The organism is Halomonas binhaiensis, from assembly GCF_008329985.2.
GTDB lineage: Bacteria > Pseudomonadota > Gammaproteobacteria > Pseudomonadales > Halomonadaceae > Halomonas > Halomonas binhaiensis.
In genome coordinates this window covers 2,550,942-2,565,449 of record NZ_CP038437.2, presented here as the reverse complement: position 1 = coordinate 2,565,449, position 14,508 = coordinate 2,550,942, and the positions used below count along the sequence as shown (strand labels likewise).

Genomic DNA, 14,508 nt, shown 5'->3' with positions numbered 1-14,508 from the left:
GCTGGCAGCCCTTCATGACGGCCCTTCATGACAGTGTAGCCCGACCATGAAGGGCTGCTTTCAGGTGGCTACGTCATCATGGCCTGTTCCAGCAGGGGTAGCGTGCGTCCTTGGGATCGGGCCATGTCGATCACTGGGGCGATGCGGCGCTGGCACTTTTCTGCGTGATTCTGGGCAATGTCGCTCAGGTGATGATCCAGCCAGGGGTTGCGGAATCGCTCCAGTATGCTGGTCACATAAGCGTGCAGTTGCATGCCAGGCATTTCCCGGTCGAGCACTGGCACGACTTCCTCACGTAGCATCGTTTCCACAACGCCGCCAAGGTGAGGTTCGTCCATGGCATGTCGGACCAGCGACACATCATGTTCCAGGCCGAGTTGCTGCCAGCGGGCCACCAGCCAAGTGTGGGCCAGGTTGAGCAGATGCAGCTTGCGTCGTTCATATGGCCGTATATCCGCGACCAGCTGCACATCTGGATGGGTGAATGGCAGCTGAAGCCCCGGCGTTTCCTGGATGGCCCAGAGCCCATAGGGTTCTGCCACCGCACCGATGGGCTCGAGAGCCGTTGACACGATACGATCGACCAGCGTGACCGCCCATACACATTGTTCCTGCAGCCATGTTGCGAACGTGGCATCGGCGAAATATCGCTGCGCCAGACTCAGCACGATGCGTTTCAATTGCAGGCCATTGTCACTGAGCAGTTCACAAGGCAATAAGGTGACACCAGAGCGTCCTGCATCGAAACGCAGTTTCAGCAGGCGGGTCAGCTTGGCGGGAAAAGACACCGGGCAGTCCAGCAAGGGGCTGTCGTCTTTAGGTACCTCATAACCACGCTCACTGGTGTTGGAGACTACGTGGGTAATGTCATCACGAAAGCGTCGCTCGATTTCTGCCCAGGCCTGATGGGCCACCAGGACACTGCGGAGGCTTTTGACTTCATGCCGCTCATCAATGCGCTGACCGTCGCGTAGTCCTCGGAGCTGCACTGGGTAACTCTGCTCGTGGATCAGGCAATAGGCTTTCTTGCCTCCATCGGGACGCTGGGAACTCTGTATCGCGACGATGCCGACCGGCGTATCACTCAGGCGATTGGCTTGCTCGATGAACAGGTCCACGTGTGCCAGAAGGAAGCGGCCAATACCGAACTGCATCAGGCTTGGTGGCGTCAGGCACGGGCCGCCACTCATAGCGAAACCCCGCGTTTCCAAGGGATGAAGTCGTACTGGGCCAGACTCACTGCCCGGGTGGCGTAACGACCGGAAGCGCTTTCAATACAGAGCCTCAGCAGTTCATCGGCGAGCTCGTCGATCGTAGCCTCACCACGGATGATGGCACCAGTATCGAAGTCAATGATGTCCGCCATGCGCTGAGCCAGTTCAGAATTGCTGGCCACCTTGACCACTGGTGCGATGGGATTGCCTGTCGGGGTGCCAAGGCCCGTGGTGAAGATCACCAGGTTGGCGCCAGAGCCGACCAGAGCCGTAGTGGACTCGACATCGTTGCCCGGTGTACACAGCAGGCTCAGGCCGGAACGTGTCGCGGGTTCGGTGTAGTCGAGAACATCGACGACCGGGCTGTCGCCACCTTTCTTCGCGGCACCGGCGGATTTCATCGCATCAGTAATCAGGCCATCGCGAATATTGCCCGGTGAAGGATTCATGGAGAAAGCAGCACCGACGGATGCGGCATGTCGCTGATAGGCTTCCATCAACTCCGTAAAGCGTTTGGCAATGCTGTCGTCGGTACAGCGGGCCAGCAGTTCGTGCTCTACGCCGCATAGCTCAGGAAATTCACTGAGAATACCGCTGCCGCCCATAGCCACCAGCCGATCAATGGTCGCGCCGACTACCGGGTTGGCGGAGAGACCAGAGAAGCCATCCGACCCGCCGCACTCCACACCGATGCGCAGCTTGGAAAGTGGGGCGGGGGTACGTGTCAGGCGATTGGCTTCCTTGAGTCCATCGAAGATGGTATTCAATGCTTCGCGGATCAGAGCATCCTCACTGGCCGTTGCCTGCTGCTCCAGATAATGGACCGGGCGCAGGCCCTGAGGGTCGCGCTTGGCCACGGCCTGCTTGAGCATGGCAATCTGAGCTTTCTGACAACCGAGGCTGAGTACCGTGGCTCCTGCCACGTTAGGGTGGGTGATGTAGCCTGCCAGCAGTTGGCACAAGGCCTGGGCATCATCATCGGTGCCGCCGCAACCCAGGGTATGAGTGAGAAAGCGAACGCCATCCACATTAGGGAAAGGTGGGGCCTGATCGGAGCTGTCTGCGCTGCCCTCATCATGCGGTGAGTTGCCATTGAGCATGGCCCGAGCCATACGCTTATAGTCCCGATAGGGGTCATCGCCCAAGGCGTCGGCAACGCATTGACGCAGCACTTCGATATTGCGGTTTTCACAGAACACCAGCGGCACGACCAGCCAGATATTGGCAGTTCCGACCTGTCCATCGGGGCGGTGGTAGCCATCAAAGGTGAGTCCCTGGAAGGCACTGACATCAGGTGCTTGCCAGTCTTGCTGGCGCTGTACCGTGGCACTGCTGTCGGTGGAATGTTCCAGATTGTCCGTGCGAATCATTTCTCCAGCCCGAATCGGGCGTGAAGCGCGACCGACGGTCACGCCATACATGATCACCGTGTCGCCTTCTTCCAGATCGACCAGAGCAAATTTGTGCTTGTGGCGCACCGCCTCGACAAGTTGCAGGACATGATTGTTGTCCTCGATGGTGCTGCCCGCCGGCAGGTCCTTGAGTGCGACCCGGACATTATCCCTAGGGTGTACGCGCAGCGTAGCCTGTGGGATACCATCACTGGCGATCTTGTCGGTGGTCGTCGTTGCTGTTGATGAGGAATGAGAACGGGTGGCCATGAAGGGTGTCTCCAACAAAGGCTGGGTCGTAAAAAGCCAGGTTGTAAAAAGTTAGGTCGTAAAGAAATGCCATGCCGCGGACAGTCCGCAGGGATTGCTTGATCATCAATCGTCGAGATGAACCATGGCCTTGATCACTCCACTTCCTGGCTGGCACCACTTGGGCATCAGTTCCGGCAACTCGCCGAAGTGGCCCTGGTGGGTGATCATCGAAGAAACCTGAATGTTGCCTTGTTCGAGCAACTCGGTGACGTGCTCGAAGTCCTGGCGAGTGGCATTGCGGCTAGCCAGCAGGGTCAATTCGCGGCCATGGAAGTCCGGGTCATGAAAGCGAATATCCGCTTTCACGATACTGACCAGCACATAGCGTCCAGCGTGCCCGGCCAAGGCAAAACCCGCCTCCATGGCCTGAGGGTTGCCCGTGGCATCGAACACCACATCGGCCAAAGCGCCGTCGTTGAGTTCGCTGATCCGCGTTTCCAGGTCGTCCTTGCCAACTTGAAGGCAATGCGTAAAACCCAGGGTGTCGCGGCAGAAGTCGAGACGCTCGCTATTGGTATCGACCACCACTACCCGAGCACCACTGGCGCGAGCAATCTGTGCCACGCCGATACCGATAGGGCCAGTACCCACGACAACGGCAAGATCCTCCTCAAGCAGGCCGCTGCGACGCACGGCATGGGCGCCAATGGCCTGGCACTCGATCAGCGCCAGTTCGTCAGCGGTAAGGTGCTGCGAGGTGATCAGATGGGCAACGGGGATACTCAGCCATTCCGCCATGCCGCCATCACGATGCACACCAATGACCTGCATATGCTGGCAACAGTTGGTGTGGCCGCGTTGGCAGGCTCGGCATTCACCGCAGTGCAGGTAGGGGATCACGTAGGCATTTTTCCCCACCAGCGACGCGTCTACATCATCAGCGACGGCCGCGATCTCTCCTGCCAGTTCGTGGCCAAGGACACGAGGGTAGGAGAAGTAAGGCTGGTTGCCACCAAAGGCATGGATATCCGTGCCGCAGACACCAATGCGGCGAATGCGCAACAGGGCTTCGCCGCTAGCGGGGGTTGGGCGAGGGCGCTGCTCCATGGCCAAGGTTCCAGGCTCAAGACAGCATGCGACCTGCATGGAACGAGCAGTGCTCATGCATCATTCCCCACAGCATCGCCCGCAACGACCTTCTGGGTCTGTTCCCCGAGTCCATCGATGCCCAGGTGCATGGTCTGGCCGGGGCGCAGATACACGGGCGGATTCTGCCCCATGCCGACACCAGGTGGAGTACCGGTGGAAATCACATCACCGGGCTGCAGGCTCATGAAACGGCTCAGATAGCTGATCAGAAAAGGCACCTGGTAGACCATGGTACGCGTGGAGCCATCCTGATAGCGTTTGCCGTCCACTTCCAGCCACATGGACAAGTCATGTGGATCGCGGATTTCGTCCGCTGTGACCAGCCAGGGGCCGAGAGGGCCAAAGGTGTCGCAGCCCTTGCCCTTGTCCCATGTACCACTGCGCTCCAGCTGGTATTCCCGTTCGGAGACATCATTGACCACGCAGTAGCCGGCAACATGCTCCAGCGCGTCGCTTTCATCGATGTAGCGTCCGGCCTTGCCGATGACGATGCCAAGCTCCACCTCCCAGTCGGTCTTGGTGGACCCGCGAGGAATGATGACATTGTCATTGGGGCCGCAGATGGCGCTGGTCCACTTGTTGAATATCACCGGTTCCGGAGGAACCTCCACACCGCTTTCAGCCGCATGATCGGCATAGTTGAGACCGATGCAGATGAACTTCCCAACCCGGCCGACGCAAGGGCCCAATCGGGTATCAGGATCCACTGATGGCAACCGGGAATGATCCAGCTCAGCCAGGCGCGCCAGAGCATCTTGTGATAGCTGGGGGCCGGCAATGTCATCAATGACGCCGGACAGGTCACGGATTGTGCCGGAGCTGTCCAGAATGGCGGGGGATTCCTGGCCTGGAGTGCCGAAACGAAGCAGTTTCATGAGCGGTCCTCTAATTCGAAAGCTTTTATGTTGAAAGCTTTTATGTCGTAAGTGCTTATGTCGTAAGTTCTTGTGCCGAAAATTGTTGTATCAAAAATTGTTGTGTCAAAAGCGCTTGTACGAAAACTCTGTGCAGGTCCGACAGACATGCGCTCTGCACAACAGCATCGATGATTCAGGCCAACCAGCCGCCATCGATCACCTGGGTGGTACCTGTGGTGTAGGCAGACTCATCTGAAGCGAGATAGGTCGCCAAGGCGGCAATTTCTTCGGGGGTACCCAGTCGTTCCATGGGCTGACGGGCAAGGAAGGCGGCGCGTACGGCCTCCGCGCTGCTGCCACTTTCCCTGGCCTGGGCCTGGATACGTTCAGCCAGGGAAGGGGATTCCACGGTGCCCGGGCAGATGGCGTTGCAGCGAATGCCTCGGGTCACGTAGTCGGCAGCCACGGAGCGAGTTAGACCAATGACGGCGGCCTTGCTGGTGCCATATGCAAAGCGATTGGGGACTCCTTTCAGACTAGAAGCCACCGATGCCATGTTGATGATGCTGCCACGTCCGGCTTCGAGCATACCTGGCAGGAAAGTGGATATGGTATGGAACATGGCCGTGACATTGATGGCCATGGAGCGTTCGAAGGCTTCCTGGTCGCATTCCAGCAGGGTGCCGCTATGGACGTAGCCTGCGCAGTTGAACAGTACATCAATGGCTGGCAGGCGTTGCTCCAGAGCCATGATCGCCTGTCGGTCGGTCACATCCAGGGCATGGCACTCGATATTGGTGATGCCGTCGAGCGATGCGAGCTTGTCCTCGGCTACATCCGTGGCGATGACCTTGGCACCTTCGGCAGCAAAGCGCAGTGCAGTGGCTCGGCCAATGCCTTGTCCGGCAGCAGTGATCAAGGCCCTCTTGTAGGGGAGACGCATGGCAACCTCGCTATGATTGTCTGGTTATGTGTGCGCTGTTTGCATTCTCTCTACTGATGTTTTCTTTACTGATGATGTCTTCACTTATGCCTGTCTTTTCTACTTATGATTTTCTTGTCGGCTATCTGATGCCTGATGCTGATGTATGCATCAGCTAATGCTTGTGTACTGATGGCGCTGTACTGCCAGAGCCTGTGTCTGGTTGTATGACAGCATGACTTGTATATCGAGTATGGCCCAGACCCGGTGGCTTGCCAATCACACTTCTGGCTCGACTTTGGTGGTATATGAGTCATCGCCTGTGCAGAGGCATATCACGTCTTGTCGTGTCTCAAAAAAAGCTCTGACAGCAGGCCCTGGGCCTGCTGTCAGAGGAAAGTACATGGCCTCGTTCAACGAGGTGATGGCGGAAAGAGGAGGTAGGGGAAGCCCTAGCGGCGCTGATGAGCGAGGAAGGCACGAATGCCATAGGTCCAGGGAGGGAGCTGATCGCTGCGTCCTACGTGGTTGATCAGGGCACCGAGCTTGGGCGTGGCAATGGTGACACGGTCGCCCAAGTGGTGGGTGAAACCTTCCCCGGTGCCGTCACGGTCCTTGATTGGAGAGAACATGGTGCCAAGAAACAGCATGAAGCCATCGGGGTACTGATGATGGGTGCCAGTGGTCTGCTGGACCAGGTCCAGTGGGTCGCGACTGATTTCACGCATGTCACTTGAGTCTTCCAGCACGAAGCCATCGTCCTGGCCTTCAATGCGCAGGCTGACCTGGGCATTGCGCACATCATCGAGCGTGAAGTGGTCATCGAACAGACGAATGAAAGGACCGATGGCACAGGACGCGTTGTTGTCCTTGGCCTTGCCCAGTAACAAGGCACTGCGGCCTTCGATATCGCGCAGGTTGACATCATTGCCCAGCGTGGCGCCCCTGGCTTGACCCTGGGCATCAACGGCGAGAACGATTTCCGGCTCCGGGTTGTTCCAGCGGGAGGCAGGATGCAGGCCGACGCTGGCGCCAAAGCCTACGGATGAGAAAGGCTGTGCCTTGGTGAAGACTTCTGCATCGGCGCCGATACCCACTTCCATGTATTGCGACCAGGCACCGCGAGCCTGGAGCTCCGTCTTGAGTGTGATGGCGGCGTCGCTGCCAGGTGTGATGCGCGACAGGTCAGTGCCTATCACATGCTTGAGTTCTTCGCGTAGCTCGCTTGCTCGGCTGGCGTCTCCGCCCGCTTGTTCCTCGATCACCCTTTCCAGCAGGCTGACCGCAAAGGTCACGCCGCAGGCCTTGATGGCTTGCACATCGCACGGGGCAAGCAGATAGGGGGCTCGGGGCGGGACCTGTTGCGAGTTGGTCAAGAGTGTATCGATATCACACAGCACTTCACCGTCAGCATTGGCGATCAGGTCCAGGGCATCGTCTCGTTCGAGCAGGTCGGCCATGACATTGCAGTGAGTGGAAATGTCGATGACCTGGCCATCACGCACGCAGACCAAGACCGGGCCTCGTGCATCATCACGCCATATACGTCCTGCCAGCCGTGCATGCAAGTGGTCGGTGGGAAGAATGCCTGTTGTCATTGTCGATGCTCCTGTCGAAATAAGTATTTGAAATAAGAGGCTAAAGGGGCGTACGGGGCAGGATGCGCCCTGCACCAAGTTGACCGCGAGGATCGAGCAAGCGCTTGATACCTCGCATGATGTCCAGCTCCGGTGCCGACAGGCTTTCGAGAAAGCGTGCCTGTTTCAGCCGACCGATGCCATGTTCCGCGCTGATGCTGCCGTCGAAGGTATCGACAATGTCGAACAGTTGTTCCTCCAGGGTATGCAGCAGCATGGCAACTTCATCGCCAGGCAGGTCGGGAGGCGGCAGTACATTGAAGTGAAGGTTGCCATCGCCAACGTGACCATAGGCGATGACACTGGCTTCTGGCGCGAACTTGCGAACCATGGCCTCGGCCTGGTCGTGGAACTCACTGAGCTGTGAAATGGGCACGGAAATATCGCTGCGCAGGTGATCGCCACGACGTTGTTGACCTTCCAGCATCGCTTCGCGAATGCGCCATAGCTGGGAAGCTTGGGTATCACTGGACGCGAGCACGCCGTCGAGCAGCAGGCCTTGTTCGAGCCCGCGTTCAAACAGCGCTTCGAGCATGTCGTCCAGATTGGCCGGCCCGCTTGCCGATACTTCCAGCAGTACATAGACAGGGTGTCGGGTGTCCATCGGGTCCGGCAGGTTCGCGTCCGCTTCCAATGCCAGGTCGATGCAGGCACGCGGGATCAGCTCGAAAGCCGACAGCAGGTCGCAGCAGCAGCGTCGGGCCAGGGTATACAGGCGCATCACTGCGCTGACACCAGGACATGCGAGCATGGCGCTGCGTGTCACCTCGGGAGCGGGCGACAGCTTGAGTACCGCGCCTGTCACAATGCCAAGGGTGCCTTCTGCACCAATGAACAGTTGCTTGAGGTCATAGCCGGTATTGTTCTTGTGCAGCGCCTTCATGCCATGCCAGATGCGCCCATCGGCCAGGACCACTTCCAGGCCAAGCACCTGCTGGCGCATCATGCCGTAGCGCAGCACATTGAGTCCGCCCGCATTGGTCGAGACATTACCGCCAATCTGACAACTGCCCTGGGCGCCAAGGGAGAGCGGAAAGAAGCATCCTTCGGCGGCGGCGGCATCCTTGACATTCTGCAGGATGCAGCCCGCATCAACACTGATGGTGTAGCCGATGGGATCGATCTCCCGGATACGATTGAGTCGCTCCAGGCTGATGACCAGCTCTGGCTGAACGCTATCCGGCAGGGCGCCTTCCACCAGACCACTGCCACCGCCCTGAGGAACAGCCGGAATATCATGGCGATGACAGTAGCCGACCACTTCGGCGACCTCTTCGACACTGGCGGGGCGAGCGACGGCCAACGGCAGCGCTCCTTGGCTTCCTGCCCAATCGACGCGATAGCGTTCCATGTCGCCAGGCTGCCAGAGCACCCCCGAGGTCCCTAGCATCCTCTGCAGATCAGCGACGAGTTCATCGTGACCGGACATGTGTGAGCCTCCTTTCACTATATGAGTCATGCAGTTCTTGAGTCATGAAACATCCCTGGCTACTTGAACCACAGCACCAGTCCGGGGAACGCGATAAACAGGGCCAGCAGAACCAGCAAGGTGCAGTAGAAGGGCAGCAGGCTCTTGACCAGCTGTTCCATGCCGACCTTGCCCACGCCGCAGCCGACGTACAGCACGGTACCGACAGGTGGCGTGATCAGCCCGATGCCGAGAATGAAGGACATCAGAACGCCGAAGTAGACAGGGTCGATGCCCAGCTTGACCACGACCGGAGTCATCAATGGGGCCAGAATGACCATGGCTGGCGTCAGGTCCATGAAGAAGCCCACTACCAGCAGGAAGGCTGACAGTAACAGCAGGAGCAACAGCCTGTTATCGGTGATCGCTGACAGACTGACCACCAGTTGCTGGGGAATCATGTTGGCCGTCAGCAGCCAGGCCAGAACGCTGGCGAACGCAAGCAACAGCATGACCACGCCGGTCAGGCGCCCAGTGGTAATGCACAGCTCGAAGAAGCGTTTCAGTGTCAGGCTGCGATAGACGAAGGTGGACACGCAAAAAGCATAGATCAAGGCAATCGCGGCACTTTCCGTCGGAGTGAAGACACCGCTGAGAATACCGCCAACGATGATCACCGGGAGCAGTAGGGCCAGGAAGGCATCCTTCAAGGCGGTGATGAGTTCTGGTAGAGCAAAGGGTTGTCCGGGGCCATTCTTGCGCGATTGCACATAGGTGGTAGCCGCCAGGGCAACGGTTATCAGGATGCCCGGCAGAATACCAGCGAGAAAGAGCTGTGAAATCGAGGTGTTGGTGACCACACCAAACAGGATCATGGGAATCGATGGAGGAATGATGATGCCTACCACCGACGCGGCGACCACGATGGCTGTCGCCAGGGGGCCAGAGTAGCGGTGCCGTTTCATGGGTTCGATCATCATGCTGCCGACAGCGGAAGCATCCGCTACGGCTGAGCCACTGATGCCACCGAAGAACATCGACGTCATGACGGCCACTTGACCGAGTCCTCCGGCGACAAACCCCACCATTGCGCTGGCCAGGCGGACCAGGCGAGCCGCGATGCCTCCCGCGCTCATCACCTCGCCAACCAGAATGAACAGCGGAATGGCCAATAGAGGGAAAGAGTCCAGTCCATTGACGGCCTGGGAAACGATGGTCGACAGTGAGTAGTCCGAATAGAAGAAGATGAACAGGCTGATGGCACCGAGGCCGAAGGAGATCGGCATGCCGATGACAATACAGATGGCCAGGCCGATCAATATGCTCCACAGGATCATGGGGTGCTCCTCCTGCGTGAGGGATTTCTGCGGAAGAGCGCGACGAGGGCCAGGGTATTGGCAAGCAGCGTCAGCACAGCCATCACTGGCATGGCGCTATAGAGCCAGGTCTTGGAAATGCCCAACATGGGAGTTGCGCTGGTGAATCCCGCTGTAAGTTCCTTGAAGCCAGCAAGGATGCACAGGCAAACGAGATAGATAAGGGCAATGACCAGCAGGGCCAGGGCCTTGCGCAGCCTGGGCGTTGCGAGGTTCCTGAAGTAGGTGACGGCCACGTGTTCCTTTTCCAGGCTGCCCAGTCCTGCTCCCAGCAGAACCAGCCAGATGAACAGCACGCGAGACATTTCCTCGGCCCAGGCATAGGAAGTATTGAGAACGAAACGGCCAAAGACATTGGCTGAGACGCAGAACACGACGCCAAGTACCAGCAGGCCGGTAACGATGCGCAGAGATACAATGAGCCATCTCACCCAGCCCTGAACTTGAAGGGTGTCATGAGAAGGAGGCTGTGACGTCGCTGGCGTCGAGAGTTGAGAGTCGTCGGTGGACATGCTCTCCTCCAAAAGTGGACAGTGAAACACGCACCGCCAGTTGGCGGTGCGTCCCGGCTTCATGGCTGGCTGATGGCTTGGATATCGTCGATCAGTTCACCGCCGATCTTGTCGCGCCAGTCATCGTAGACCGGTGCCAACGTGTCCTGGAAAGTGGCGACCTGCTCAGCGGAGAGCTCGGTGATCTGCATGCCCTCATCTTTCAATTGCTGCTTGATGGCGTCATTGAGCGTGCGACTGACTTCGCGCTCATAACGCCCCATCTCTCCGGCGGCTTCCACCAGCAGACCTTGGTAGCTTTCCGGTAGCTTGTTCCAGAAGCGTTCGGACACCAGAGTGACGAAGGGGGTGTAGACATGATTGGTTTCTGTGGCGTAAGGCTGTACTTCATTGAATCTGGATGACTGAATGGTGATCCAGGGGTTTTCCTGGCCATCGACAACGCCTTGTTCCAGTGCGGTAAATAGCTCAGCAAATGACATGGGAGTGGGATTGGCGCCCAAGGTGCGCCAGATATCCAGATGGATGGGGTTCTGCATAGTACGGATCTTGAGCCCCTTGAGGTCCTCTGGGGTAGACACGGCCGCCTTGCTGTCGGTCAGCTGGCGATAGCCATTTTCCGCCCAGCCGATGGCAACCAGCCCGTTGGTGCTGGCCTCTTCTAGCATGCGCTTGCCAATTTCACCGTCCAGGACCTTGTCGGCGACTTCCGGTGACGGAAACAGGAAGGGCAGGTCGAAGACCGCGAATTGAGGGAACATGTTGACCAGCGGAGAAGTGGACGGTGCGGTCATCTCCAGAGTGCCTGCCTGGAGTGCACTTACGGCCTGCAGGTCGTCACCCAGTTGCGCGCTATGGAAAAGTTGCACCTTGATGTGACCGTCGCTGCGCTTCTCGACGATATCCTTGAAGTACTCCAGTCCACGGTACTGGGCACCGGACTGCGTGGTGCCGATGCTGAATTTCAGGGTGTAGTCATTGCCGTCGCCTTCCACCACTGTTCCGTCCACTTCGGGGAGTGGTGGCATGTCTGTGGCGGCCAGTGACAGGCTGGCGCTGGAGATGGCAAGGGTGGCTAGAATACCGGTGAGAGTGCGTTTGGCGAGGTAGTGAGCATGCATCAGGGTATTTGTGATTGTGTTCATGAGTACTCCCCTCTGGAGATGGCGTGTTGGCTGCGGAGAACCGCAGCCTTGGTGCCGGTGAGAACTGACTGTCGAGATGCACCGTTACCGGCAGAACGGAAACGCTTTCAGAAGCGGCTGCTTTCAGAAACCCCTGCTTTCAGAAACCATTAGCCTTCTTTCCAGGCGGCACCAGCTGGATAGGCAAATGTTTCCAGCGTCTCTGGCTTCATGGTGATGCTGTAGCCTGGTGCTTCCGGGATCAGGTAATGGCCCCTGCGGGTACGCACCGGGTCAATGAAGTGTTCATGCAGGTGGTCGACGTACTCCAGCAGACGACCCTCAAGAGAGCCGGAGACAGCGATGTAGTCGAACATCGAAATGTGCTGGGTGTATTCGCAGAGCCCCACGCCACCGCCGTGAGGACAGATCGGAACGTCGAACTTGGCGGAAAGCAGGACCACCATGATGACCTCATTGAGGCCGCCCAGGCGGCAGGAGTCGAGCTGGCAGAAGTCGATGGCGCCGGCCTGAAGGAGTTGCTTGAACATCACGCGGTTATGGCAGTGTTCGCCGGTCGCGACGCCGATGCCCGAATCAGCCAGCCGATGGCGGATTTCCGCGTGACCAAGGATGTCATCGGGGCTGGTCGGCTCTTCGATCCAATATGGGTTGAATTCCGCCAGGCTGCGCATGTTGGCAATGGTTTCATCCACATCCCAGACCTGGTTGGCATCCATCATCAAGGTGCGGTGTTCGCCGATTTCCTCACGGATGATGGCTGCGCGGCGACGGTCTTCGTCGAGATTGCCACCGACCTTCTGCTTGAAATGTTCCCAGCCTTCCGCCAGTGCTTCGCGGCACAGTCGGCGTACCTTGTCTTCCGGATAGCCGAGCCAGCCCGCCGAAGTCGTGTAGGCGGGATAGCCCTGGTCACGCATCTGCGCCTCACGTTCGGCCTTGCCGTCAGCCTTGCGCTTGAGCATGGCGATGGCTTCCTGAGGGGTCAGTACGTCGCTGACAAAGCGGAAGTCCAGGCAGTTGACCAACTGTTCTGGCGTCATGTCGACAAGCAGCTTCCAGACCGGCTTGCCTTCACGCTTGGCCCACAGATCCCACAGGGCATTGACCATGGCTGCCGAAGCCAGGTGCATCACGCCCTTTTCCGGGCCAAGCCAGCGTAATTGGCTGTCACCGCTGGTCAGGTCGCGCCAGAAAGCGCCCATGTTGGCGGTGATGTCTTCAAGGTTGCGGCCTTCCAGGCGTGACGCCATGGCATTGATGGCGGCAACGCAGATATCGTTGCCACGGCCGATGGTGAATGTCAGGCCATGTCCAGTGATTCCATCGTTCTGGTCGGTATGCAGAATGACATAGGCGGCGGAATAGTCGGGAGCCTCGTTCATGGCATCCGAGCCATCTAGTTCGCGGGATGTGGGAAAGCGGATGTCGCGTGCTTCGACTCTTGTGATGATGGTCATGTTGGTATGTTTTTCCTGGTGTTCAGCGAGTTTTTTGGCGATTTCATTGATGGTGATGGAGCGAGTTGAAAGTTTATTTCCTCGCTTGAAATGTCGGCCAATGGTATTTTTTGTCATGCTGATAACGCCAGGTTATCGCTAGGTATGACGTATTTCTGGAGGCGAGAATGGCAGGTGATATTGGACTGCATGTGAAGAGCTGGATGCGCCTGAAACATCTGGCTTTTTTGGTTGCCTTGGACGAAAGTCGAAATATGCATACTGCCTCCAGACAGTTGAATATCAGCCAGCCCGCAGGCAGCAAGATGCTCAAGGACATCGAGGCCTTTCTCGGCATGCTGCTGTTTACACGGGACCCGGGAGGCATGGAGCCTACGGAAGCCGGACTGTGTGTGTTGCGTTATGCGCGGCGCCTGCTCAATGACACCGACCGCCTGGTGGAAGAACTGGCTTCCATGCAGGAAGGTGGGCAAGGTGCCTTGGCTCTGGGCTCAGTGCCAGGGGCTGCGCCGGTCATATTGCCCAAGGCGATTACGGCATTGAAGGTGCATCGTCCACGCCTGGCTGTCAGTCTGTTCGAAAACTCCAGTGATCGTCTTCTGGTGGATCTGGAATACAAGCTTCTTGATGTAGTGATAGGGCGATTTACGGAATATGGGCAGCGCCACTTGTTTGACTTTCGCCCTCTTGGAGAAGAGCCTGTTGCTGTTGTCGTGCGCCAGAATCATCCGTTATGCCATGCCAATGTTTCCCTGCAGGAAGTGGTGAAATGGCCATGGGTCCTTCATCCTATGACTAGCCCGATGCGAGGACTTTTCGAGGAAGCATTGGCCGAGGCGCAGGTGCCATCTCCCAGAAATGTCATCGAGACAACATCGACGCAATCTTCTCTGCAGCTGGTCGCTTCATCTGATGCACTGTCCGTACAGCCTTGTTCCGTCATGGAAACCTCCTTCTCCCAGGGAACATTTGTCTCTCTACCATTAAAGATCGGTAAACCTCTTGGTTACTATGGTGTGATGACGCGAAAGGGGGAGCCCCTGTCAGACATCGTTGAAGAGTTCATCGATATTCTGATGTCTCAGAGCTTCTAAAGAAGACATACCTGCGATATTCGCTGGTATGTCCATCATCACATGCTCAGTTTTCAAGGTCCGGTTTCCAAGGTCCGGTTTCCAAGGTCCG

At 57.9% G+C, this 14,508-nt stretch carries 12 protein-coding genes; 1 reads left to right on the top strand and 11 read right to left on the bottom strand.

Annotated elements, in window-relative coordinates:
* Positions 1 to 68 precede the first annotated feature (68 nt).
* The 11 genes from E4T21_RS11245 to E4T21_RS11195 form a co-directional block, all read right to left on the bottom strand.
* Positions 69 to 1,190, bottom strand: a complete 1,122-nt coding sequence (locus E4T21_RS11245) for a mannitol dehydrogenase family protein (protein ID WP_149285064.1) — start codon at positions 1,188 to 1,190, stop codon at positions 69 to 71.
* The gene (locus E4T21_RS11240) at positions 1,187 to 2,875 is read right to left on the bottom strand and encodes a UxaA family hydrolase (RefSeq protein WP_149285063.1); all 1,689 of its coding nucleotides are present in this window, start codon (positions 2,873 to 2,875) and stop codon (positions 1,187 to 1,189) included. Before E4T21_RS11240 ends, E4T21_RS11245 begins: the two co-directional genes overlap by 4 nt.
* A gap of 105 nt (positions 2,876 to 2,980) precedes the next feature.
* A complete protein-coding gene (locus tag E4T21_RS11235) occupies positions 2,981 to 4,021 on the bottom strand; it encodes a zinc-binding alcohol dehydrogenase family protein (protein ID WP_338036096.1) in 1,041 nt (346 codons plus the stop codon).
* Positions 4,018 to 4,881: a fumarylacetoacetate hydrolase family protein gene (locus E4T21_RS11230; protein ID WP_149285062.1), complete on the bottom strand. Its 864-nt coding sequence runs from the start codon at positions 4,879 to 4,881 to the stop codon at positions 4,018 to 4,020. The genes E4T21_RS11235 and E4T21_RS11230 overlap by 4 nt, the downstream gene beginning before the upstream one ends.
* Before the next feature lie 175 nt (positions 4,882 to 5,056).
* Positions 5,057 to 5,806 carry an SDR family oxidoreductase gene (locus tag E4T21_RS11225; RefSeq protein ID WP_149285061.1) on the bottom strand — a complete coding sequence of 250 codons (750 nt, stop codon included), beginning with the start codon at positions 5,804 to 5,806 and terminating at the stop codon, positions 5,057 to 5,059.
* Between the two features lie 431 nt (positions 5,807 to 6,237).
* The gene (locus E4T21_RS11220) at positions 6,238 to 7,383 is read right to left on the bottom strand and encodes a fumarylacetoacetate hydrolase family protein (protein WP_149285060.1); all 1,146 of its coding nucleotides are present in this window, start codon (positions 7,381 to 7,383) and stop codon (positions 6,238 to 6,240) included.
* Positions 7,384 to 7,423: 40 nt separating this feature from the next.
* Entirely contained in the window at positions 7,424 to 8,851 is a 1,428-nt protein-coding gene (locus E4T21_RS11215) for an FAD-binding oxidoreductase (RefSeq protein ID WP_149285059.1), read from the bottom strand.
* 59 nt (positions 8,852 to 8,910) lie between these two features.
* Entirely contained in the window at positions 8,911 to 10,167 is a 1,257-nt protein-coding gene (locus E4T21_RS11210) for a TRAP transporter large permease (RefSeq protein WP_149285058.1), read from the bottom strand.
* Positions 10,164 to 10,718, bottom strand: a complete 555-nt coding sequence (locus E4T21_RS11205; RefSeq protein ID WP_149285057.1) for a TRAP transporter small permease — start codon at positions 10,716 to 10,718, stop codon at positions 10,164 to 10,166. Before E4T21_RS11205 ends, E4T21_RS11210 begins: the two co-directional genes overlap by 4 nt.
* Positions 10,719 to 10,777: 59 nt before the next feature.
* A complete protein-coding gene (locus tag E4T21_RS11200) occupies positions 10,778 to 11,863 on the bottom strand; it encodes a TRAP transporter substrate-binding protein (RefSeq protein WP_240349108.1) in 1,086 nt (361 codons plus the stop codon).
* A 149-nt stretch (positions 11,864 to 12,012) separates the two neighbouring features.
* A complete protein-coding gene (locus E4T21_RS11195) occupies positions 12,013 to 13,323 on the bottom strand; it encodes an L-fuconate dehydratase (RefSeq protein WP_149285056.1) in 1,311 nt (436 codons plus the stop codon).
* A gap of 167 nt (positions 13,324 to 13,490) precedes the next feature.
* Between E4T21_RS11195 and E4T21_RS11190 the strand changes: the two genes are divergently transcribed.
* Positions 13,491 to 14,417, top strand: a complete 927-nt coding sequence (locus E4T21_RS11190) for a LysR substrate-binding domain-containing protein (protein ID WP_149285055.1) — start codon at positions 13,491 to 13,493, stop codon at positions 14,415 to 14,417.
* Positions 14,418 to 14,508: the final 91 nt, after the last annotated feature.

What these genes read in the sequence shown, in the direction of transcription:
- E4T21_RS11245 (WP_149285064.1), bottom strand. Translation starts at nt 1,190, where the DNA reads ATGAGTGGCGGCCCGTGCCTGACGCCACCAAGCCTGATGCAGTTCGGT.
- E4T21_RS11240 (WP_149285063.1), bottom strand. Translation starts at nt 2,875, where the DNA reads ATGGCCACCCGTTCTCATTCCTCATCAACAGCAACGACGACCACCGAC.
- E4T21_RS11230 (WP_149285062.1), bottom strand. Translation starts at nt 4,881, where the DNA reads ATGAAACTGCTTCGTTTCGGCACTCCAGGCCAGGAATCCCCCGCCATT.
- E4T21_RS11205 (WP_149285057.1), bottom strand. Translation starts at nt 10,718, where the DNA reads ATGTCCACCGACGACTCTCAACTCTCGACGCCAGCGACGTCACAGCCT.
- E4T21_RS11225 (WP_149285061.1), bottom strand. Translation starts at nt 5,806, where the DNA reads ATGCGTCTCCCCTACAAGAGGGCCTTGATCACTGCTGCCGGACAAGGC.
- E4T21_RS11235 (WP_338036096.1), bottom strand. Translation starts at nt 4,021, where the DNA reads ATGAGCACTGCTCGTTCCATGCAGGTCGCATGCTGTCTTGAGCCTGGA.
- E4T21_RS11195 (WP_149285056.1), bottom strand. Translation starts at nt 13,323, where the DNA reads ATGACCATCATCACAAGAGTCGAAGCACGCGACATCCGCTTTCCCACA.
- E4T21_RS11190 (WP_149285055.1), top strand. Translation starts at nt 13,491, where the DNA reads ATGGCAGGTGATATTGGACTGCATGTGAAGAGCTGGATGCGCCTGAAA.
- E4T21_RS11200 (WP_240349108.1), bottom strand. Translation starts at nt 11,863, where the DNA reads ATGAACACAATCACAAATACCCTGATGCATGCTCACTACCTCGCCAAA.
- E4T21_RS11215 (WP_149285059.1), bottom strand. Translation starts at nt 8,851, where the DNA reads ATGTCCGGTCACGATGAACTCGTCGCTGATCTGCAGAGGATGCTAGGG.
- E4T21_RS11220 (WP_149285060.1), bottom strand. Translation starts at nt 7,383, where the DNA reads ATGACAACAGGCATTCTTCCCACCGACCACTTGCATGCACGGCTGGCA.
- E4T21_RS11210 (WP_149285058.1), bottom strand. Translation starts at nt 10,167, where the DNA reads ATGATCCTGTGGAGCATATTGATCGGCCTGGCCATCTGTATTGTCATC.